At 26.5% G+C, this 21,943-nt stretch carries 18 protein-coding genes and 1 tRNA gene; 5 read left to right on the top strand and 14 right to left on the bottom strand.

What is annotated here, in order from left to right:
* Positions 1–106 precede the first annotated feature (106 nt).
* Entirely contained in the window at positions 107–1,261 is a 1,155-nt protein-coding gene (gene rpsA / locus CLSA_RS02960; RefSeq protein ID WP_022743905.1) for a 30S ribosomal protein S1, read from the bottom strand.
* A 477-nt stretch (positions 1,262–1,738) separates the two neighbouring features.
* Between rpsA and CLSA_RS02955 the strand changes: the two genes are divergently transcribed.
* From CLSA_RS02955 to CLSA_RS02945, 3 genes are read left to right on the top strand one after another with little or no spacing between them, the layout of a single operon-like run.
* A complete protein-coding gene (locus CLSA_RS02955; RefSeq protein WP_041716041.1) occupies positions 1,739–2,410 on the top strand; it encodes a hypothetical protein in 672 nt (223 codons plus the stop codon).
* Positions 2,411–2,435: 25 nt separating this feature from the next.
* Positions 2,436–3,089, top strand: coding sequence for a PspA/IM30 family protein (locus CLSA_RS02950; protein WP_022743903.1), 654 nt, complete (start codon positions 2,436–2,438; stop codon positions 3,087–3,089).
* Between the two features lie 8 nt (positions 3,090–3,097).
* Positions 3,098–3,751 (top strand): hypothetical protein, encoded by a 654-nt coding sequence (locus CLSA_RS02945; protein WP_022743902.1) that lies wholly within the window; start codon positions 3,098–3,100, stop codon positions 3,749–3,751.
* Between the two features lie 567 nt (positions 3,752–4,318).
* Here CLSA_RS02945 and CLSA_RS23715 read toward each other — a convergent pair.
* Positions 4,319–4,963, bottom strand: a complete 645-nt coding sequence (locus tag CLSA_RS23715) for a MutS family DNA mismatch repair protein (RefSeq protein ID WP_236903291.1) — start codon at positions 4,961–4,963, stop codon at positions 4,319–4,321.
* A gap of 3 nt (positions 4,964–4,966) precedes the next feature.
* Positions 4,967–6,184 (bottom strand): hypothetical protein, encoded by a 1,218-nt coding sequence (locus CLSA_RS02940; RefSeq protein ID WP_236903288.1) that lies wholly within the window; start codon positions 6,182–6,184, stop codon positions 4,967–4,969.
* 661 nt (positions 6,185–6,845) lie between these two features.
* On the opposite strand from CLSA_RS02940, the gene CLSA_RS02935 reads away from it, so the two are divergent.
* Positions 6,846–7,478 (top strand): hypothetical protein, encoded by a 633-nt coding sequence (locus CLSA_RS02935; RefSeq protein WP_022743901.1) that lies wholly within the window; start codon positions 6,846–6,848, stop codon positions 7,476–7,478.
* Between the two features lie 218 nt (positions 7,479–7,696).
* On the opposite strand, the gene CLSA_RS02930 is transcribed toward CLSA_RS02935, so the two are convergent.
* The 9 genes from CLSA_RS02930 to CLSA_RS02890 all read right to left on the bottom strand — a co-directional run bounded on the left by CLSA_RS02930 (position 7,697) and on the right by CLSA_RS02890 (position 18,726).
* Positions 7,697–8,146, bottom strand: coding sequence for a CBS domain-containing protein (locus tag CLSA_RS02930; protein WP_022743900.1), 450 nt, complete (start codon positions 8,144–8,146; stop codon positions 7,697–7,699).
* Positions 8,147–8,274: 128 nt separating this feature from the next.
* A complete protein-coding gene (locus CLSA_RS02925; protein WP_022743899.1) occupies positions 8,275–9,189 on the bottom strand; it encodes a 3'-5' exonuclease in 915 nt (304 codons plus the stop codon).
* Positions 9,190–9,267: 78 nt separating this feature from the next.
* Entirely contained in the window at positions 9,268–11,067 is a 1,800-nt protein-coding gene (locus CLSA_RS02920) for a MutS-related protein (protein WP_022743898.1), read from the bottom strand.
* A gap of 214 nt (positions 11,068–11,281) precedes the next feature.
* A complete protein-coding gene (locus CLSA_RS02915; RefSeq protein ID WP_022743897.1) occupies positions 11,282–12,196 on the bottom strand; it encodes a metal ABC transporter solute-binding protein, Zn/Mn family in 915 nt (304 codons plus the stop codon).
* Between the two features lie 254 nt (positions 12,197–12,450).
* Positions 12,451–15,186, bottom strand: a complete 2,736-nt coding sequence (locus CLSA_RS02910; RefSeq protein WP_041716039.1) for an AAA family ATPase — start codon at positions 15,184–15,186, stop codon at positions 12,451–12,453.
* 129 nt (positions 15,187–15,315) lie between these two features.
* A complete protein-coding gene (locus tag CLSA_RS02905; RefSeq protein ID WP_022743895.1) occupies positions 15,316–16,449 on the bottom strand; it encodes a metallophosphoesterase family protein in 1,134 nt (377 codons plus the stop codon).
* Between the two features lie 260 nt (positions 16,450–16,709).
* Complete coding sequence (locus CLSA_RS02900; protein ID WP_022743894.1) at positions 16,710–16,892, bottom strand: alpha/beta-type small acid-soluble spore protein; 183 nt, start codon at positions 16,890–16,892, stop codon at positions 16,710–16,712.
* Positions 16,893–17,025: 133 nt separating this feature from the next.
* The gene (locus CLSA_RS02895; RefSeq protein WP_022743893.1) at positions 17,026–18,027 is read right to left on the bottom strand and encodes a hypothetical protein; all 1,002 of its coding nucleotides are present in this window, start codon (positions 18,025–18,027) and stop codon (positions 17,026–17,028) included.
* Between the two features lie 624 nt (positions 18,028–18,651).
* Positions 18,652–18,726 (bottom strand) — tRNA-Trp (locus tag CLSA_RS02890).
* 260 nt (positions 18,727–18,986) lie between these two features.
* Between CLSA_RS02890 and CLSA_RS02885 the strand changes: the two genes are divergently transcribed.
* Positions 18,987–20,054: an NAD(P)H-dependent flavin oxidoreductase gene (locus CLSA_RS02885; protein ID WP_022743892.1), complete on the top strand. Its 1,068-nt coding sequence runs from the start codon at positions 18,987–18,989 to the stop codon at positions 20,052–20,054.
* 64 nt (positions 20,055–20,118) lie between these two features.
* On the opposite strand, the gene CLSA_RS02880 is transcribed toward CLSA_RS02885, so the two are convergent.
* Together CLSA_RS02880 and CLSA_RS02875 are read right to left on the bottom strand one after the other, a co-directional pair.
* On the bottom strand, positions 20,119–20,493 hold the full coding sequence (locus CLSA_RS02880) for a RidA family protein (protein ID WP_022743891.1): 375 nt from the start codon (positions 20,491–20,493) through the stop codon (positions 20,119–20,121).
* A gap of 273 nt (positions 20,494–20,766) precedes the next feature.
* Positions 20,767–21,930: an FprA family A-type flavoprotein gene (locus CLSA_RS02875; RefSeq protein WP_022743890.1), complete on the bottom strand. Its 1,164-nt coding sequence runs from the start codon at positions 21,928–21,930 to the stop codon at positions 20,767–20,769.
* Positions 21,931–21,943 lie beyond the last annotated feature (13 nt).

Genomic DNA, 21,943 nt, shown 5'->3' with positions numbered 1-21,943 from the left:
TTTAGTTTCCTATATAAAAATTAAAAATACATGCTTGTTCATACTGAAACAAGCATGTATTTTTTTATAAAATGATTTAATATTTAATTTTTAAATATGTCTAAGTCTATTCAAATTTAAATCCCTTAAGTAAATCGCCTAAAGATGTTCCATCTTCTTCATCATTATCAATATAGTTAAGATATTCTTTACTACTTTCTGTAGCATCTTTAATACTTAAAGCTATCTTTTTATCCTCTTTATTTATACTTAATACCTTTACTTTTACTTTTTGGTTTAGTTCTAATACATCTGAAGATTTTACAATATTATCATCAGTAATTTCTGATAAATGAACTAATCCTTCTATTCCTTCAAATAATTCAACAAATGCTCCAAATGAAGTTAGACGTACAACTTTTCCTTCTACTATATCTCCTTCTTTTAAATCTGAGCTATGTACTGTCCAAGGTTCCTTAGCTACATCCTTTAAAATTAAAGATAATCTTTCCTTGTCCCTATCTACACTTCCTATGAATACTTCAACCATATCTCCTTCTTTTACTACATCTTCTGGTTTATTTACTCTTTCCCATGATAAATCTGAAATGTGAATTAAACCTTCAACTCCGCCAATATCTACAAATGCTCCAAACTTAACTAGCTTTTTTACAACACCTTTTGTTTTTTCTCCTTCTTTTAAGTTAGCCCATATTGCTTTCTTATTTTTGTTATATTCCTCTTCTTCAATTGCTCTTCTAGAACCAACAACTTTATTATTTCTTAAATCTAATTCTGTAATTCTAATCTCTAAATCTTTTCCTAATAAAGTGCTAAGTTCAATTCTTTGTCTACTTGCAAGAGATCCTGGAATAAATACTCTTACATTTCCATAGTAAGCAATTAATCCTCCTTTAATTTCCTCTTTTATTTTAACTATTATATTATTTTGATTATTAAAAGCATCTTTTATATCTTCTTTTTCCTTTATTTCTAAAGCTCTTATTAGTGAAAGTTCAACGTAACCTTCACCATCATTTGGAGATATAACATATACATCGATTTCATCACCAATGCTAACAACATCTCTTGGATCTTTTCCATCAGCAGATAACTCTTCTTTCGATATTAAACCATCAAAAGCATAATTTATATTTACTGAAGCTTCTTTATCACTTACATCTAATACTGTTCCTTTTAGAATTTCACCTCTAGTTAATTTTTTTACATCGTATTCATTTAAAAGTTGACTCATGCTATTTTCTGTTTCTTCATTAAACATCTAAATATCACTCCCTATTTTTTTATTCTAATTACAATATTAAAACACGTAAAAAAAAATAACAAGTGAATTGTAAAATTTAACAAGTGTGAAATTTTATTTTATAACAGGTTTCTATATGCTTTAGTATGAATATACAATTCTATATACTAAATAACAATAAGGCATATTCAAAAAATAGAAATTATATGGTTCCATATTGATATCGAGGTATATAAATTACTCAAATTTCAGAAATATAAATGTTTTTTTAATTTCATAATTTTGAATCTCAATGAATAACCCTATATATAACCTCATACACAAGAAGTATTAAATACTACTTAATAGGTTAACAATTCTTATAAAATAGGAGATATTTGAACCTTTAACGAGGTAGAACCTGTTAGTTATCTTTTTAGCGTCTTTTTTATCATTTTTCCATATTGTGTGTTGTAAGTCTTTTTTATATAATAAATACATAATCTTTTAAGGGGGGTGTGCACTATTCATAAGATTAATAAAAAATATATTTTAACTATGCTTTTAACTGTTATATTTGCTTTGTCAAGTTTACCTTTAGACATATTTTCAGTAACAGGTATAAGTCCAACTAATAGCATATGTGCTTATGCTAAATCATCATCAAGTAGTGGTTCCCACTCTAGTAGTAGTTCAAGCTCAAGCAGTAAATCAAGTAGTGGATTTAAATCTGGTTCTGTTAGTAGTAATTCAAGTGGTAGTGACACTAACTCTAGTAAAAACTCTACAAGTTCCAAAAGTGGTGAAGGCTTTAAATCAGGAAGTTTTTCAAATAGTAACAGCAGTAATTCATCTACGAACTCTCATTCAAGTTCATCATCCTCAAGTGATGGTGCTTCAAAGGGATTTAGTAGCGGTTCCTACTCTAGTACTGATAAAAATAAAACTGCTGATTCAACAAACTCATCAGATACAAATACTAATCAAGATAATAATAGCCATACATATAAAAATAGCTCTGGCGGGAGTCCTTTCTGGGGTTTCTTTGGTGGAGGGGGCAACTCTTTCTACAGACCAAGTTACTTTGGTTCATTCCCAAGTATGTTAATGAAAACAATAGTAATGGCTGGAATATTTATTTTGATAATTATCTTAATAAAAATATACTTAAATAAAAAAAGAAAATAAAAATAATTTTGGAGGTATAAATTATATGGGAATTTTTTCAAGAATGTCAAATATGCTAAAAGCAAAGGTGAATAATACATTAGATGAAATGGAAAATCCAATTGAATTATTAGATCAAAAATTAAGAGATATGGAAGAACAATTTAATAAAGCAAAATTAAACTCAGCTCAAATTTTAGGTAATGTTCATGAAATTGAAAAAAAATTAGATGCTGCAAAAAAAGAACATGATGATTATGAACAAAAAATAACATTGGCTTTAAATAAAGGTAATGAAGACTTAGCTAAAAGAGCACTTGCTAAAAAAGTTGAAATGGATAAAAAAATAGCTTCTTTACAAGCAAGTTATGATAATTCTAAGGTTCAAGCAGATACTATAAAATCAAATCTACGCGCTTTAGAAGAAGAAATAACAAAAACAAGAAATTATAGAGATGAAGCTGCTGCAAGATACTCAAATGCTGAAGCTTCTCAAAAAGTTAATGAAGTACTTGCAAATGTTCAAACAAAAAATAATTCTATTCAAATTGACAGTATAGAAAGAAATATTCAAAAAAAAGAATCTCTTGCTAAAGGCCTTGGTGAATTAAGAGACTTAGATGATTTTGATAGTGAATTCAAAAAATTAGATGAGGTTGATTTAGATCTTGAACTTGAAAAATACAAAAATAAAAATTAGGTGATTATATGAGCAATGATATTGATTTTATAGATGAAGAAAGAAGGTATTGGGGAAAGATTTATACTGATGTAGCTTATGCAATTAGTGAAGTCTCTCCTTTCCTCTCTGAAAAAGATTTAAAAAACAGAAAATATTATATTAAAGCCCCTATTCTTCAGCAATATACTAAATTACTTGATTCAACTGAGACAGATTGCAAAAAAAAATCTATTTTCTCAATGTTTAAATCTAATTCAAGTCTTACATTACTTCAAGACTTTAAAGCTAAAAATATATGTGATTTTAAACAGTTAGAAAAATGCTCTAAGTGTCAATGCTTAAATTGTGCCTTTGAATGTAAATTTAAAGGATGTGCAAGCTGTAGAGAATCATCTTTAATATGTTCTTGTGATAAAGAAAAAACTAATGTAAGAAAATTTGATAACTTTACATTAGACCTTACCAACAATGATACAGGAAGATCCTCAAAATATAAAGCATTAGCAGTTGTTGAAGATTGTAATAAAGATAAATTATATATTCTATTACAAAATCTAAGCAATTCTGATGATAAATTAGTGTTATATTATTATCCTGGCATTAAAGACGATTCTTTTGGTGAAATCACAGATGTGGATGAATTTGATTTCATTGTAGAAACCTATCAAAGTGCAGAATAACTTTATAGACTTAAACTTATGTGGTGACTAACCGAAATCAAATACATTTTTGTTCCACAGGACTATGAAAATTCGTTGGAAGTTTCTAAATGAGATATTGCCCCATTCCTGCATGCTCCTTAAGCAAGTTAAGGACAAGCAAAAATGGAACAATATCTCATTAATAAACTTCACAACTCATTTTCGAATGCCTGTTTCACAAAAATGTATTTAATTTCTAGTATGGATATCACCTTAAGTTTAGTAAACATTCACAATTACTGTTCTATCTCTACTTAGCTTCACGTATTTCCATATAACTTCTTCCATAAAAAAATCTACTTCCAAGACTATATGTTTCTCCTACTTTAAAAAGTTATCTACATATTTGACTTTAGGAACATTTAAAAGAACAAAGTGGCTGCGCCACGCTCTCCCTTAATCACGTTTTTGCACGCTAAATTCCTCTTAGCCATTGATATGACTGGCTTTCAAATTTCAAAAATTTTATACTTTCCTAGACATAAATAAAAAGGCTATATACATAACCCACATTAATTAATGAGGTAGAATAAAATCTAATACATTTTATTCTATATCAATACCTGCTAGTTTCATCAGATATATAGCATTCCTTGTAGTTGAAACACCTTTTTTCAACTTATAATCAAAATTAATTCTATTATCTATATAATATTCAGAAAAATGATAATTTTTAATTTTTGAATTCATCTGTTTCTCCATCTCACTTAACTCTAAATCATGAGTAGATACAAAACCTAAATTTCCATTTCTACATAACTGTCTCATTAAAATTCTAGCCCCAGTTATCCTATCTATTGAATTTGTTCCTTTAAAAATTTCATCTAGTAAAAATAAAATATTTTCACTATTTTTTGATGCTTTAACTATATTTTTAATTCTTAATATTTCAGCATAAAATGAAGATATACTTTCTCCAAGATTATCACTTATTTTCATACAAGTATAAAGTTCCATAATATTGCAACAAAATTGATCTGCGCATACTGGAGCACCTGCATATGCTAACACTATGTTAATTCCGATAGTCCTTAAAAATGTACTTTTCCCAGACATATTAGATCCTGTTATAAGAATAATTTGATAAGGATCTTCTACATTTATGTTATTGCACACACATTTCTGCCCTAAAAGAGGATGCCCAATATTTTTAGCTATAATTTTTGATGATCGTTTTATAATTTTAGGCATAGTTCAAGTAGGATTATCATATTTAATACATGCAATACTACACAAAGCTTCTAATTCACCAATTGCATCAATCCACTTTTTTAAATCACTTCCTGATTTTTCTTTCCATAATTCCAGAGAAATAGTTAAGTGATATTCCATCATAAGTATTGGATTCAAAATTGGATATAAAATATTACGTCTATTAGCTATAAGCTCACAAATTTGAGAAAATGATTCAATTTGCTTTGATGCACATTTCCCATTAATATTATAAAAATTATTATATAAATTTGTGATATACTCTGAGCAGAATTTATGCTTTTCTACATATTTAATCATATTTTTATATGTTGCTATGCTATTCCTATATTTTTCTGCAATAATCAAATCCTTCATTCTTTCTTTCTTTTTTATTCTTAAAATTATGCATTGAATGAAAATTAAAGAAGCAGGAATATATACTGGAATTAAATTGAATATTTTAGGAACAAATACATCTATATCTAAGATAAATGCTAATAAAAAAGCCATAATTCTAATGATTACAATTAAACTAGTTATTGTAGTTACCATAGAAAGAATTCTCAATCCTAAAATCATTTCTTTTTTTATTATATTTTTATTTCTTTTTTTAGCCCATAAAAAAAGTTCAGTTAGATTCTGCTTATTATTTGAAATTATTTTTCCTTCAGCCCCTAACCTTTGTCTAAAATTTAATTTAGGTGCAAGCTCTTCAATTGCAGATTGTCTATCATAGATTATTTGCTCATTTTTAGGTTTTTTAGTTAAAAATTCTTTAAGCTTTTCCCTTCCAACATATGTATGTGATACATTTATCCATTGGAATAAAGAATGTTTTCCAAAAACATCAAGATCATATGAATAATTATGATTTTTATCTATAAACTCTTCTCCATTATCCTCAAAAGTCTTCCAATGCCCATTTAATCGTTTTATAGATTTATCATTTATTTCATATAATGCATCAATATATCTTTTTTTATTTTCAATTTTTCGATACTCAATTTCTAAATAGATGAAAGAAAGAACTGTTATTATACTTAGAAAATAAAATAAGTAATAAGTCCCTTTAATATATGATATTATTAAGATTATAAATTCTAATAGAAAGATTCCCAAACGTGATACACTTATACAAGTCATATATTTTTGTTGTCTTTTAATTAATTGAAAATATCGCATTTTTCTTCTTTCATATTTTTTTGTTATGGTATACATTTTTCCTCCTTATCTGATGAAAAATATGTATGACATATTAGACTAGTTATTTATTTTCATATGCCTTAAATTTTCTAAACAATGATTTACATACTAGTTTGCTTGTCTATGAAAATATTCTAGTACATTTAAACTTTGTAGAAAATTCTTTACCAACAACGCTCCTACCTCTAGATATAACATTGTATTCCAATCTTTATTTCCCCACACTTTAAATAAAATTACATTATTTAGATATATATTAAATTATATCATTTAAATAACTGCAAAATACAAAATAACTTCGTAATATCTCTAAATAAATTGCAAACACAATCACTAAAAATTTGTTTTACAACCTAATGAAATTAATCATTTAATTTCTTGATTGTTCACATTAGTTATGAAAAAAACATTCAGCAAACTGTTTATTTCTGTAATTTATAAAAATTATTCACAGATTTCAATTTACTATATAGACAAACAAACTACGAACTAAATTTAAACTTTGAATATATTATCATAACTAGAAAGTAAGTGGACTCTTTTTCGGAGCATTACATTTAGAATATTCCTATAGCAATCGAGCAAAACACTCCCCTTAATTTCAGCAAATCATATATATTATGGTATAATATATAGTAGGAATTTATATCTAATAAAATGGGGGGAATATGAGAATATGACAATTTTAGATCTGCTAAATAACAAAGGTGGAAGTAACAAACTTCTTAGTAAAGGACTGGATGTTATCAAAGATAATTATACAAATTGGGTAAATGATAATTATGAGTTAACAATTAACGGAAAGAATGAATTAGTTGTTAAAATTCCAAGTCTAGAGAAAAGAAATGAATATGTATATAAAAATATAGGAGAATATGAATATCCCTTAGTAATGTGCATGAGAATTTCAGAAATGAGAAATGATGAAAATTATGAATATGTATTAGCTAAATTTATGGAACTATATAAAGATAAATTAGAACTATTTTTGAAAGACATAACAACAGTTGATAAATTAGTAGACAAGATAAAAAATACTAAAAGCAATATTGATTACATATGCTATGGTTCTATAATTGCATTAATTTTAGGCTCAATATCTTTATGCATATTTACAAACATAGCTCAAACAACAAAGTACATATTAATTGCAGGTATGGTAATATGTTTTTTCCTTGCTATAGTAATGCAATTAACAAAAGAAGATCAAATAAAAAAAGTGGTAAATGGCTACCTTAGTATAATAAAAACAGAATGGTATCAAAAGCAATTAACTAAAGAATATTCATTTATGTGCAGTCTAATTTAATTAAAGCATATTTATATAATTTATAAACAATAAAAAAACTTATACTTTTTATTAAGCATAAGTTTTTTTATTATTTATTAACAAAAATCTTCTTGTTTACTAAACACTAATTACTTAATTTTAATTAAAAAACATAAATTTATTTTTAATCAGATTTATCAAATTATTATATTTACTAAAAACAGCAACCATAAAAGTAATAATTACTAATTTAAACTTTAACCTTCATCATAAAGTATAAATTGTTGTCTTTCGAACTCTTTTCTTTTTTCCATTTCATTATAGCAATAATTTATTATATCACTTCTTTTTATTATACCTATAAAGATTCCATTATCATCCGTTACAGGTACAAAATTTTGACTTATAGCTAACGATATTAAGCTTTCTATATTTGATGTTATTGATACAGATTTATGTGTTACTCTTCTTTGTATATTTTTTATTTTCACAGATTCAGTATTTTTAAAATTTAAATCAGGAGTATTTTTTAGCTTCCATAGCAAATCTCCTTCTGTTAAAGTCCCAACATATTTTCCTTCTTTATCTATAAGTGGTATAGCTGTATATCCATGATGCTCCATCTTTTCCATAACTTGTCTCATTGTTGCATCTTCATTTTCACAAACCACTTCATTTTTCGGAGTAAGAAAAAAGGCTATATTCATAAATAAAATCCTTCCCTTAAATGTATTAATTTTATTTTGTTTACTACATTATTTTATCATATTTTTAATTAAAATACTTTAAAGAAATTATTACTTATTCGTAAACATTTATTAAATTTTTTTAATTTTTAATGTGTTTCATGACTAAGATTATCAAATTTATATATATAATTCAAGTAAGATTCATTCCTTAAAATGCTATTGGATTCATCATATACTACTTCCCCTCCAAGGGTTTTCTTTATCATAATCTCACATAAAACATTGCTCTTGCACTTATGACATTTACCAACTGCTGCAAATCTCCAATTTAGAAGATTTATTGATGTATCTAAAACTACTCTTTTTCCACATTTAGGACATTTTAATTTTAATTTTTCTTCATCAATTACCATACCATGAGCTGCAGATACGTTAATTGCTGGCATATTATATATATCATTAACTATATAATTTTTAATTACTCTGGAATTATATATTCGTCTAAATACTTCAACTGTATATGCTGCATCATTTAATGCATCATGTAATTTATTATTATCCACTTTTATCTTTAACTCATCTAATGCAGGTTTAAGACCCAACGCCTTCTTATGTCCTAATATTTTAGTTGCATATTCCTGAATATCTAAATAGCCAGACAACCAATCTAAGTCCATATATTTATGATGATTAGCATTTATAATTAATTCTGCCACATCATCTTTTGCCCAAGAACAAAGGACATCCCCCTCCTCAAACATATTCTTAAGCTTATTCATAGCCTCTTTAAACGATATGCCTTTTTTCTGTAATATATCCATATTAATCTTAGTAATGTCAGTTACAATTGGATTTATTACAGGAAATATAGAAGGTTTAATATATTCCCTCATTTCATTTACACACTTCATATACTTATCTACTTTTACTGCACCTATTTCTATGATTTCATTCTCTAAATCTATTGAATCAAACATTCCATATTTCTCAAAAAACTTTTCATCATATTTAGTTATATTTTTCAAGTTATTAAACTCTAAATCTATAATTATATACCCCATAATATATTCCTTTCTAATCTAAGGCACATTCAGAAAAATAATCATGACATTTTGGACTGGTTATTTTCTTTCATGTACCTAAATAATTTCTATTCCCGCTAATTTCATTAAATGAATTGCATTTTGAGTTTCGCTCTTCCCTCTTCTCAATATATAATCAAATTTGATTTTATTATCTTCATAAAATTCTCTGAAATTATAATTTATTATATGCTTATTTTCTTGCTCTAAAGAACATAATTCCAAATCATGTGTAGATACAAGCCCAACTCCACCATATTTAATTAATTGCTTAATTAAAACTGTGGCCCCAGTATGTCTATCCTTTGAATTTGTTCCCTTAAATATTTCATCTAAAAGAAAAAATACTCTTTCGCCTTTTTTACATGCTTCTATTAATATTTTTATTCTTAATATTTCAGCATAGAAAGATGAAATGCTTTCTTCTAAATTATCCTTTGTTCTCATACAAGTGTATATATTCATAATTCCACATGAAAACTCTTTTGCGCATACTGGTGCACCAATATAAGCAAAAAACAAGTTCACACCTAGTGTTCTTAAAAAAGTACTCTTTCCAGACATATTTGAACCAGTAATTAACGATACCTTCTGATCTCCTTTTAGTGCAAATGTATTTTTTACAGCTCTTTTCCCTATTAACGGATGGCCAACACTAACTACGCTTAATTCGTTTTCATTTATAATAGTTGGATATATCCACTCTTCATTATCAAAAGAAAGATTAGCAACACTACAAAGTGAATCTATTTCATGCATTACTTCAAGCCATTCTTCCAATCTATCTCCATTTTTATCTCTCCACTTTTCCAACTTCTTAATTAAAAATACATCTGAAAATAAAAATACATTTAGTAATAAGTAATAGGCATTATAAGCACTATTTCCCATCCAATCTAGTATTGCAGATAATCTCTTCATTTCATCTTTACAACTTAAATTATTATCCTTTAATTTAGCTTTTAATTTTGCTAAATAAGAAGATTCAAAATCTTCATCCTCTATTAAAGCTAAAATTTTGCTATATACACTTACATGCCTTTTTATTGTGTCAAATAATTTAAATTCTTCTTTCATTGCCTTAGACAGCATCTTAACTACACAATAATTAACCATAAGATCTAAAAGTAGAACTGATACAGGCATTAATCCCATGCTGCACATATATATAAAGACAGCAGTTACCAACATAAATGTAAATGCTATTGCTATTCTTAACGGACTTGATGATGAATCACTATTTTTCTTGCTCCATTGAATTAGACTTTTTATATCTATGTCATTTGACTTTTCTAAAGTTCCTTCAAGAATTATTTGTTGTCTCCATTTTGCCTTTAATCCAAGCTCTTTTATCGATTTTTGATTATGCATTATTTCATTTTTATCTAATGTTTTTTCTCTTTTTAACAACTTAACTAATGCTTCTCTTCCACCTTTTGTAACTGTACTATTAATATATTGAAAAACAGAATTTTTCCCAAATATATCCAAATCATTTATAAAGGAATGTCCATTATCTAAATATTCCGTTCCATCATCCTCAAATTCTTTAAATTCTCCATTTAATCTTTTAATTCCTTTTTCATTAATCTTAGCTAATATATCAAACCTTTTCTTACGTTCAAATATATTATTGTGATAAATAATCAAAAATAAAAATAACACTACGAATATAGTTGTAGAAATCATGGCAAGAATCAACTTATTTTGTTTATATAAAATATAATCAAATATCAAGCACAACACTACTACAGCTAATCTGCTCCACCCTATTAGATTTACTTTAGTGGATAATAAATTGCTTTGTTCTTTATTATTTTCTATATTTTCTTTATAAAATTTTTCTGCTGAACTCATAATACCTCCTTTTATAAACTATATTTTTTTCAATATTCCTATAATATAACTATACCATAAATAATATGTTTCTTACATATTTAACAAAATAGAGAAATCATCTTAAAATAATACTAAGTTATTTAAGATGACTTCTCTAACTATCATAATATATTTAGGCACATAAAAATAAATAACAGTTCAAAAGTTGCCATGAATATTTTTCTTAACTTACCTAACTATTCTTGTTACTTTCATTTGATAAACATTTATATATTTCATCCAGATTATATTTCATAGCATATATATAATCTTTATTATCCTCATTAGATTCTAATGTCAATATAGGTACAACATTTGCTCCAACCTCTGATGCTAAAGTTTCTGAAACCTTTGGACTTGCTAATGATTCTGAGAAAACAGTTTTTATGTTATTTTCCTTACAAAAACCAACTAATTCTTCTAGCTGTTTTGGTGTTGGTTCTCCCTCAGCAAATAAATTTTCTACTGATTTTTGTGTTAACCCAAAATCCCTGCATAAATATCCAAAAGCAGCATGACCAGTAATAAAATCTTTATTATTTAATTGACTAAATTTAGGTTGATATTCATTATATAAATTTTCTAATTCATCTTTAAATTTATTATAATTTTCTTCGTAATAGTCTCTATTTTTTTCATCACATTGAATAAGAGCATTTTTTATGTTATCAGATTGCTTTTCTGCATCTTTTAAACTTAGCCAGCTATGTGGATCTATTGCATCCCCTTCTTTTCTCTGATCTATTCCATCACTTGAATTTACACTAAGTACATTCTTATCCTTAATAACATCATTAACCTTGTCTACCCAAGTTTCCATTCCTAATCCATTATATACGAAAATCTGGCTATTAGTTAATTTTTCTAAATCTTTAGTTTTAGGTTCATAATCATGTGGCTCCATATTATCTGGAACTAAACAAGTAACTTCTGCTTTATCTCCTGCAATCTTTTCAGTAAATTGCTTTAATGGATATATTGAAACCATAACCTTCAACTTCTTATTATCATTATCCTGTACATTACTTCCAGCATTAGCTTTTCCACATCCAATTAGCATTGAACTAATACATGCAATTAAAAAACCTGCAATAATTTTCTTTTTCATCTTACCCCTCCAACTTGCATATGATTTGCATTTGCACATTTGTTTATAATCTTACCCCTAAAGTTTAAATGTGTCAATCATGGAATAAATCAATTCCAATATTTGATAGCAAAAATGATACTCATAATTTTATGTAGAGAAGAAAGTAAAATAGACTCATATAAAGCCCATTAATTTATTTTACTAACTTAGTATTACATAAAATAGAATAGCATATTGGTCTATTATTTTTTGATTGTGCCTTAGCATATGATTTATAAAAATATTAAGTTATAATTATCACGATTCCTATCAACAATTAGTTTTTCAATTTTTTGACATGTAAAGAAAATTACTTGTTCAAAATTCTCTTCAATTAAAAGCTTTATCGCTTTTTCTCTCCTTTTATCATCATATTGAACAAATGCATCATCTAAAAAAATTGGTACATTTTTATTTTTAAATAACATATCTACAATAGAAAGCCTCAAAGATAAATATAATTGATCTTTTGCTCCATTACTTAATATTTCTCCATCAAATAATTTTGTATCTTCTCTTAATTTTAATGTATAGTCTTCTGAAATTTTAACTTCTTTATACGTTCCATCTGTTAAAAAATTAAATTTATCCACAACTTTATTATTTAATTCTGGTCCTATATTTTGTCTTACTTCATCAAACGCTTCTTGAAGAGTTGAACTTGCTAAATCTAAAGCCTTAAATTCTTTTTCAAGTTTTCCAGACTTTTCCTTATTAATCAACAATTCCTCTTGTATTTCAGAAATTTCCCTTTTTCCTATATATCTTTTTTCTATAAGATGCTCTAAATCTTTTATTTCTTTTTCAACTTTTAATAATTCATTAGATTGCTTTCTTATCTCCGTATCTATTTCCTCTTCTGATTCATAAGAATAATTTATATTACTATTTATTATTTCTTTCATTTCCTCTTTTATCTCATCAATATTTCTATCTTTAAGTAAAACCTTATATGTTTCCTCAACATTTTTTAAAGCACTTTTCACTTCTTTCATTGAATTTATTTTTTCTTTATATTCTTTTATCTTAATATGTAAATCTAATATTTCTGTATTTTCTAATCCAATTACAGTAGTCTTGCTTTTTATTTCTTGCTCTCTATCAATTAATTGTTCATCAATATTTCGCAGTTCTTCTTTAACTCCATTTATCTTATATTCATTCCTAAGAATATCTTCCTTTAATTCTTCATATACATCTATTTTTTCTAGTACTTCATCTAATGATTTACATAACAAAACACTATAAAGAGAAGATATAACCCCTTTATTTTTATTATAGGTTCCCTTCAATTCTGTAATATTATATGACTTTATTTCCTCTTCCTTATCTTTCATAATAACATTCATATTATCACTATAACTTTTATACTTATCATACTTTGTTAACTTATTTATAAATTCTTCATAGCTCTTAGAATTAGTTCTTTTAATGTACAAATTTAATTTTTCTTCACTTTCTAATATTTGAGTGTTTAATTTTTCAACTACCATCTTGTCTTTCTTAGCTAATTCATTATTTTTTGCTTCCAATGAATATGTTACATATAATTTAATTGATAAAAGAAATAAAGGTAATAAAACTATCATAAGCGATATCATTTGATTTACCATACCATAAACAAATCCTAAGCAGCTTATTCCACCCAATGCATATGCAATAAATATATTGTTATTACCATCCTTTGAATCACTTATTAAATATTTGCTACTATCTTGATTTTCTATTTTATACTTTAATTCTTTTAATCCATCCTTATACGAAATAAGCAGTTCTTCTATTTCTTGTCTATGTTTACATATAAATTCTAGACTTTCATTTCCCGACTTCTGTTTAGATATATCAATTTTGATTCTTGATATTGAATTCTTAATGTTAATAATATTATTTAGCTTATCTTCTAAATTCTGTTGATCGAATTTTAAAGTATATATTTTTTCCTTAATATTATTTCCCATAGAAGTGAACACACTATATTTTTTCATTTCATCATTTTTTTCTTTATATTCTTGATCCAATTCATGTAATTTATTCATTTTCTCTTGCTTAACATCTAAAAGACTTAGATATCTTGATGATTTTTCGCTAATCTCATCTAAAAATTCATTGGTTATAAACTCATTTCCTTTTTTAAGTTGTCCACTTATATCTTCCTCTTTCTTTTTAAGTTCTTCACCTTTTATTAAATAATCACATATTTCCTTATAATCCTTTTGAAGTTTTATCTTTTTAATATATTTCTTATATAAATCTAATTTATGAATTTGTTCCTTTATATTAATTTTATCTTGTTTTTTCTTTATTAAAGTTTCTTCATTATGTATGTTTTCTTCCCCTAATTTATAAGCTTCCCATAATTCTTCATTAAGCAAATTTCTTTTTTCCTCTAATAAATCAATCTCTCCACTTTTTCTTACTCCAAATAATTGTTTCTTACGCTTTTCAAGCTTTTCTATAGCTTTTGTTATCGAAATATTTTCATCCCCTGCACTATACATATTAGTTATTTTTTCCATGATCTCTTCTTCTTTATCTTTAGAAACAATAACACCTAACTGACTTATGAATAAAGTTTTAGTAAAAGTAGAGGAATTTATATTAAAAAACATTCGTCCTGGTTCATTTTTATATTCCATTTCTATAGCTTCACCAGTTATCTCATCCAAAACCTCACATGTATCTTCTTTTTTAGTTATACCAAAAGTTCTTTTTATAATATAACCCTTACCATTATATTCAACTGTCAATTCACCAGAAATTTTTTCTCCACTTAAAGGCAAATATCTTTTTCTATCATTAAACTTTCCTCTCGAATTATCCATGCCATACAGCCAAACTTTAATAAAACTTTCTATTGAACTCTTTCCACGCTCATTTTCTCCATAAATTAAATTAAAGCCCTCTGAAAAATCTAAAGTTTTATTCTTAATTCCAGCAAAAAAATCAATAGTAACTCTTTTAATCCGCACAAACCTCACCTCTCTCATTGGTAAAAACTTCACTTAAAATATTTTTGAATATTTTATCAATTACAATATAGATACTCAAGCTATAAATCATACTTATGCAATAGTTAACCGAAATTACATACATAATAATCATCCTTCAGAAATTTTCAATTCTTCTCCTGAAAGACTTTGGATCCCTATTTTTAATGCTAAAATTATTCTTTGTCTTTCATCTTCATCTGCTGCCATTTGAAGCTTTTCATACATCTTTTTAGCAAATATACTTTTTATAGAATATCCCTTCATTAACTCGTTCATATCTAATTTTATTTCAGTTTTATCTATAATCTTTACAAAATAAAATTCACTGCTAAGTAATTGCTGCAAAAATTCTTCATTTAAAGTGAAGTCCTCTGATATTTCACCCGTAAGAATTACTTTATAAAAATTATTTTCTCTATCTTCTTTGGATATTTCATTTATAATTTTATTTTTTACTTCATTATTACCAAAACAGCCATCAATATTTATTTGTTTTTCATAATAATTTCTAATTGATGTTCTGATGAATTCACTCTCTAAAAATTTTTCTTTTAATTCAATAAATAATACTCCCTTATCATCAAGCTCATCAAATCCTCTACCTTGAGGACATCCGCTATAACTGTAATAAGTGTTTTTTATTTTTTTTATACCTGAAAATTTATGTCTGTGGCCAAGTGCTATATAATCCATTTCACTTGTAGCTATGTCTTCTTCTGTTATTGGGTTATAATCATTACTATCCTTGGTTGTCGTTATTTCTCCATGAAGAACCATTACATTATTGTATCCATCAATTCTTTGTATATCTTTTAATAACGAATTATTAATATGTGGCTTATCAAACCCAACTCCCCAAACTACTGTATCTAGTTCTTCCAAAATAATTCGTTCAGGCTTTTCTGTGAAAATATGAGTATTATCTGGCCATTCTATCATGCTATAAAATGATTTATCATTAAATGGGTCATGGTTCCCAGGACTTATAAAAATCTTAACGTGATTTATTTTTTCCAAACAACTCTTAATAAAATAAAGTGTACTTTTATTTACAGATAGATTATCAAACACATCCCCTGCAATTAAAAGAATATCTATTTTTCTTTCATTAGTAATTTGTATTATCTTTTCAAAAACTTCTTTTAACTCCTCTTTACTTTTTAACGCTTCATTAGGTGTCATTCCACTAAAAGGAGTATCGAAATGTATATCTGCCGTATGTAATATCCTAATTTTTTTCATTTAATCACCTTTTTCAATGTACATTCTAAAAAATATCAACAGTAAATTGGACTTGTTATTTATTTCATGTACCTAACGAACTTTTGTTCTAATTTTATCATGAAATACCATAGTAGTCCAAAATAATTATCAATTTTAAACATAATCAAAAAAAGAAAGAGGTACGTTACTCACTGATAACGTACCTCTCTGGTTTGGAATATGATTAAATTATTTATCATAATTTATAGAATTTAACTCGAATAAAGGCGCAGTTCTAATTATATTCTATGCTCATATTCCTCTACCATTCTTTTTACCATTTCCCCGCCTACTGAACCACATTGTCTAGCACTTAAATCTCCATTATAATCACTAAATGGTACTCCTAGTTCTTGAGCTACTTCATTTTTAAACTGTTCTAGACCATGTCTTGCTTCTGGAACTAATGCTTTATTTGACATAAGGATCCCCTCCTCGGTTAATTTGGTATTATCATTTGAAAAACCTTGTTAAGTTCTTCTCCTGACAATAATATTTTAACCAACATACGATTTTATATTCTTGTAAATTTAATGATTATATTCTACATATATCCTATACAACTATATTTTTTAGTTTATCTTCTATATCTTTTTTTATATCTATAAAAATGTTATTTTTTTCTTTAATAAAGTCATTTAACAAATCAATTGCTATTAAATTAAATTCATTAATATCTTTTTCTGTTATTAAAGCAGATTCTTTTAATTTTCTTAAATATACATTCATCTCTCTAAAAAATCTTAAAATTTCATCTTTAACAATATCTTTTCCACATGTATCTTGATTTATATTAGATAATCTTTTCTTAAGATCAAATACTTTCATAGGAAATAATAAATACATGTTATCTTGAAATAAACGTTTAAAATCATACTTCCAGCTTTTAAATATATTGAATTCATAATCTGAATCTTTATCATTGTCTGACTTAAATTTATATACATCAGGAACCTGAATATCTGAGTTAAGCATAATAAGCCATGGCTTATTATAATCTTGCAAACTTTTCTTTTCATCATTTTCAATATTACTTTGATGTTCTCTTCTCTTTTTATTCAAATTAACTATCTTATTACAATTAATAGTTAAATCATTTCTTGCAACTGTAAAAGCTATATTATGAGAATCATTAGTTTGAAATTGTATTTCATATTCAAATTTTCTATAACCATCTTCTGCTAAAATATTAAATTCATAACTGACATCTCTTAAAATTTTAAACTTATAATTTTTATTGGCAGTATCAGAATTTCTAATTATTTTAATTTCAGTGTTTGTACACAAATCATCTTTATATATTGAATTAATAAAATCTATTAATGGGGTTTTATTATCTAATAAAAAAATTTTTTCTATTATTCTGTTAATTTTTTCTTCATACTTTGTATCTATAATTTCTTCATTTAAATTTATTATATCTTCTTCATTTTCAAATTTGCAAAACTTTTCCATGAAAGTTATATATGATTCATTAACATCTTCTTTAATAATATTATTATCATTATTTTTTATCTTTTTATTTCTAATTTCATTTAGCATAACTAATTTGCTCATATTCATTCCACCTCATCATGGATTATTACCATAATATGCTTATCTTATACGAAGATTGAGTAGTTTTTAATCACATGAAAAAAACACTAATCACATTTAAGACAAAAAACTACACATTTACTTATATGTATATCAATTTATCTTCATATTTTATTATATTAACAAATTAATTACTTTTAATAAAGTCATTTTTTACATTTTTCTATTTTATTTACATTTTGCTTATGAATTCAAAGAGTTTTCGACATTAGTTCTATAGTTATAATCGTGACTTACCAAGCTCTTTCTTATGATTTAATTTAATTCAGTAAAATCCGCTTACAAACTCTGTACTTTTGCTTTCTATTAAAGTTATGTATGAATTTGCTATATTATGATTTGCTAAAAATAAAAAAGTGACTTCAGCTTCAATCATTAATTATTCATGATTAATAATTAATGATTGAAGCTGAAGTCACATTTAATTATTTTTGTCTTTTTAAAAGCCCCTGGCTTTTCTTCCTAATCATTTATGCTTCATAATTATAATACTCTTATAAACATTTATATTACTGTATTTTAAAATCAATTTTTTTACTTTTCTAGACACAAAAAAAATTGTAGTACAATAGTACTACAATTTTATGGCAGGGGCACTAGGATTTGAACCCAGAACCAATGGTTTTGGAGACCACTACTCTACCGTTGAGCCATACCCCTAAGACATTTAACAGTATATCATGATGCTATAGTTTATGTCAACAAAAACATTCAATAAAGATATAAAAAATATTTAAGATACATATATAATATCATTAACGTAAAAGAATATTATTTAAGTTAAAAATATCTTGGAAAAACTAAGCAAAAAAAATACTTCTTGTTTAAGGCTTCATATTATTCTATAATATAATAAACTATTTTGATAGTCAAAATAGTTTATTATATTATAGAATTTTCTATGAAAGGATATATGTGAAATGAATTTTAATTCTCTTAAAATTGGAAATTTAATTGCTCCTATTCCTATTATTCAAGGAGGTATGGGAGTTGGTGTTTCATCATCTAACCTAGCTGCTGCTGTTGCAAATGCAGGTGGTATTGGAGTGATTTCTACTGCTCAACTTGGTTATGATGAGGATGATTTCGATAAAAACCCTTTACAAGCAAATTTAAGGGCTTTAAAAAAGCATATTACTTTAGCAAAAGCTAAAGCACCAAATGGCATAATAGGAATTAATGCAATGGTTGCAACTAGCCATTATGAAGAACAAATAAAAACCGCAATAGATGCTGGTGTTGATTTAATAATTTCAGGTGCAGGACTACCAACTATGTTACCTAAAATCGTAAAAGATTTTTCTGTTAAAATTGCACCAATTGTTTCTTCTTTAAAGGCTGCAAAAGTAATTCTAAAGCTTTGGGATAAACATGATAATATAGCTCCAGATCTTGTAGTAATTGAAGGACCAAAGGCTGGTGGACATTTAGGCTATAAATTAGATGAATTACAAAATAATGATGTAGATTTTGATAAAATCGTTGTTGACATAATAAACGAAACTAAGAAATACGCTGAAAAATACAATAAAGAAATTCCTGTAGTAGTTGCTGGTGGAGTATTTGATGGCTATGACATTGCAAAATACTTAAAATTAGGTGCAAGCGGTGTTCAAATGGCAACAAGATTTGTAGTAACTGAGGAATGTGATGCATCACAAGAATTTAAAAATGCATATCTAAACTGTTCAAAAGAAGATATACAAATAGTAAAAAGTCCTGTAGGAATGCCTGGACGTGCTATTAAAAATTCTTTTGTTAAGAAAACTCTTATAGAAAGACAAAAAATAACTCACTGCTACAATTGTTTAACTCCATGTAATCCTGCTACCACTCCATACTGCATAACCGAAGCTTTAATCAATGCCGTGAAAGGTAATGTTGATCAAGGATTAATATTCTGTGGAGAAAATGCAGGCAGACTTACAAAGATGACAACTGTTCCAGAATTAATGAAGGAATTAGTAGAAGAAATAAAAAATGCATAATAAATTCAATGAGGTATTGCTAAACTTTAAAATGTTTTGCAATACCTCATTTGAGTTATATATATTACTTGTAAGCTATAACTTCAACTTCACATAAAACAGCTTTAGGAAGCTCTTTTACAGCCACACATGAACGTGCTGGATTACTTATAAAGTATTTAGCATAAACTTCATTAAATTTTGCAAAATCAGCCATATTAGCAAGAAAACAAGTTGTTTTTATAACATTTTTGAAATCAATATTATTTTCTTCTAGTATTGCTGAAATATTTTTCATAACTTGAGTTGCTTGTTCTTCAATATTGCCTCCAACTATTTCTCCTGACTTTGGATCTAATGGTATTTGTCCTGATGCAAATAATAGATCTCCAAAACTTATTGCTTGAGAATAAGGTCCTATTGCTGATGGAGCCTTATCTGTTTTTGTTACTTTTAACATTTTTAGTCCTCCCCAAAAATAAATTTATTATATTAATTTTACATAATATACTATTTATTATAATATTGTATATTATTTTGTCAAAGTAAATATTAATCATGCAGAAAAAAACACCACCCCAAAAATGTCATCATTATTTTTCATCAGACAATAAATCAGATTTGTCTCATGGCTGACTATTAGTGAAATCTGCTACCATAATTGTATGCGAGTCAAGCTTCCTCTGATAAAAAATAGGCTTGATAGATGGACTCGTTATTTTTTGAATGTGACTTATTCAATATTCCTAACAAGTTCTCTAATTTCATCCAATTGTTGTTTAGAAGGTATATATTGAACTCTAATTTTATCTAAGCAAATATCAAATCCACATTTCTCCAATTCTTCTTCTACTTGAGCTATACTTTGACCACCCCATCCATAAGATCCAAAGGCAAATGCTTTTCTATTCTTTGGTGATAAACCTTTTAAATAAGATAAAAATGCAGCAACTGTTGGCATCATAGTATTATTAAGAGTTGGTGAACCCACTGCAATGTATTTTGAAGTTAAAACTTCTGGAATAATTTCAGATATATGATTTACTTTTAAATCATATAATTTAACTGGAATGCTTTTATCAGCAAATGCTTCAACAATAGTTTTTGCCATTACTTCTGTAGAATGCCACATACTATCAAATACAACAATAGCACCTGTTTGTGGATTATTTTCACTCCATAACTTGTATGCATCAAAAATTGTTTGGATATTTTTTCTCCAAATAACTCCATGGCTTGGAGCAATCATTTCAATATCCAAACTACATATAATCTCACATGCACCTTGTACTTGTTTACCATAAGGCATAATAATATTACCATAGTAATTTTTAGCCTCTTCAAGTATGATTTCTAATTGTTCCTCATCGTCAAATCGTCTACTTGATGCATAATGTTGTCCAAAAGCATCATTAGAGAAAAGAATTTTTTCTTCTGGACAATAAGTTACCATATTATCTGGCCAATGAAGCATTGGAGTTGGAACAAATTTAAGTGTTCTTTTCCCTAAGCTCAAAGTTTCATTTGCTTTTACTGATTTATAGTTATATTGTCCATAATGAGCAGTAAGTCCCTTCAAGCCTGATGGTGAACTGGTAATAATAGCTGCATTTTTGCAAACTTCCATCACTTTTGGAATTGATCCTGAATGATCCATTTCAACATGATTAGAGATTATATAATCAATCTTTTCTGGATCAATAACCTTAGATATCCTTTCTAGAAGCTCACCTGCAAACTGAGCCTTTACTGTATCAATTAACGCTATCTTTTCATCTATAATTAAATAAGCATTATAAGTCACTCCTCTATTTGTTGTATATCCATGAAAATTACGTAAGGACCAATCTATAGCACCAACCCAATAAATACCTTTCTTTACTTCAACTGCATTCATTAAAAATCCTCCT

This window comes from Clostridium saccharobutylicum DSM 13864, from assembly GCF_000473995.1.
Lineage (GTDB): Bacteria > Bacillota > Clostridia > Clostridiales > Clostridiaceae > Clostridium > Clostridium saccharobutylicum.
This window is presented reverse-complemented; position numbering and strand designations above follow the sequence as displayed.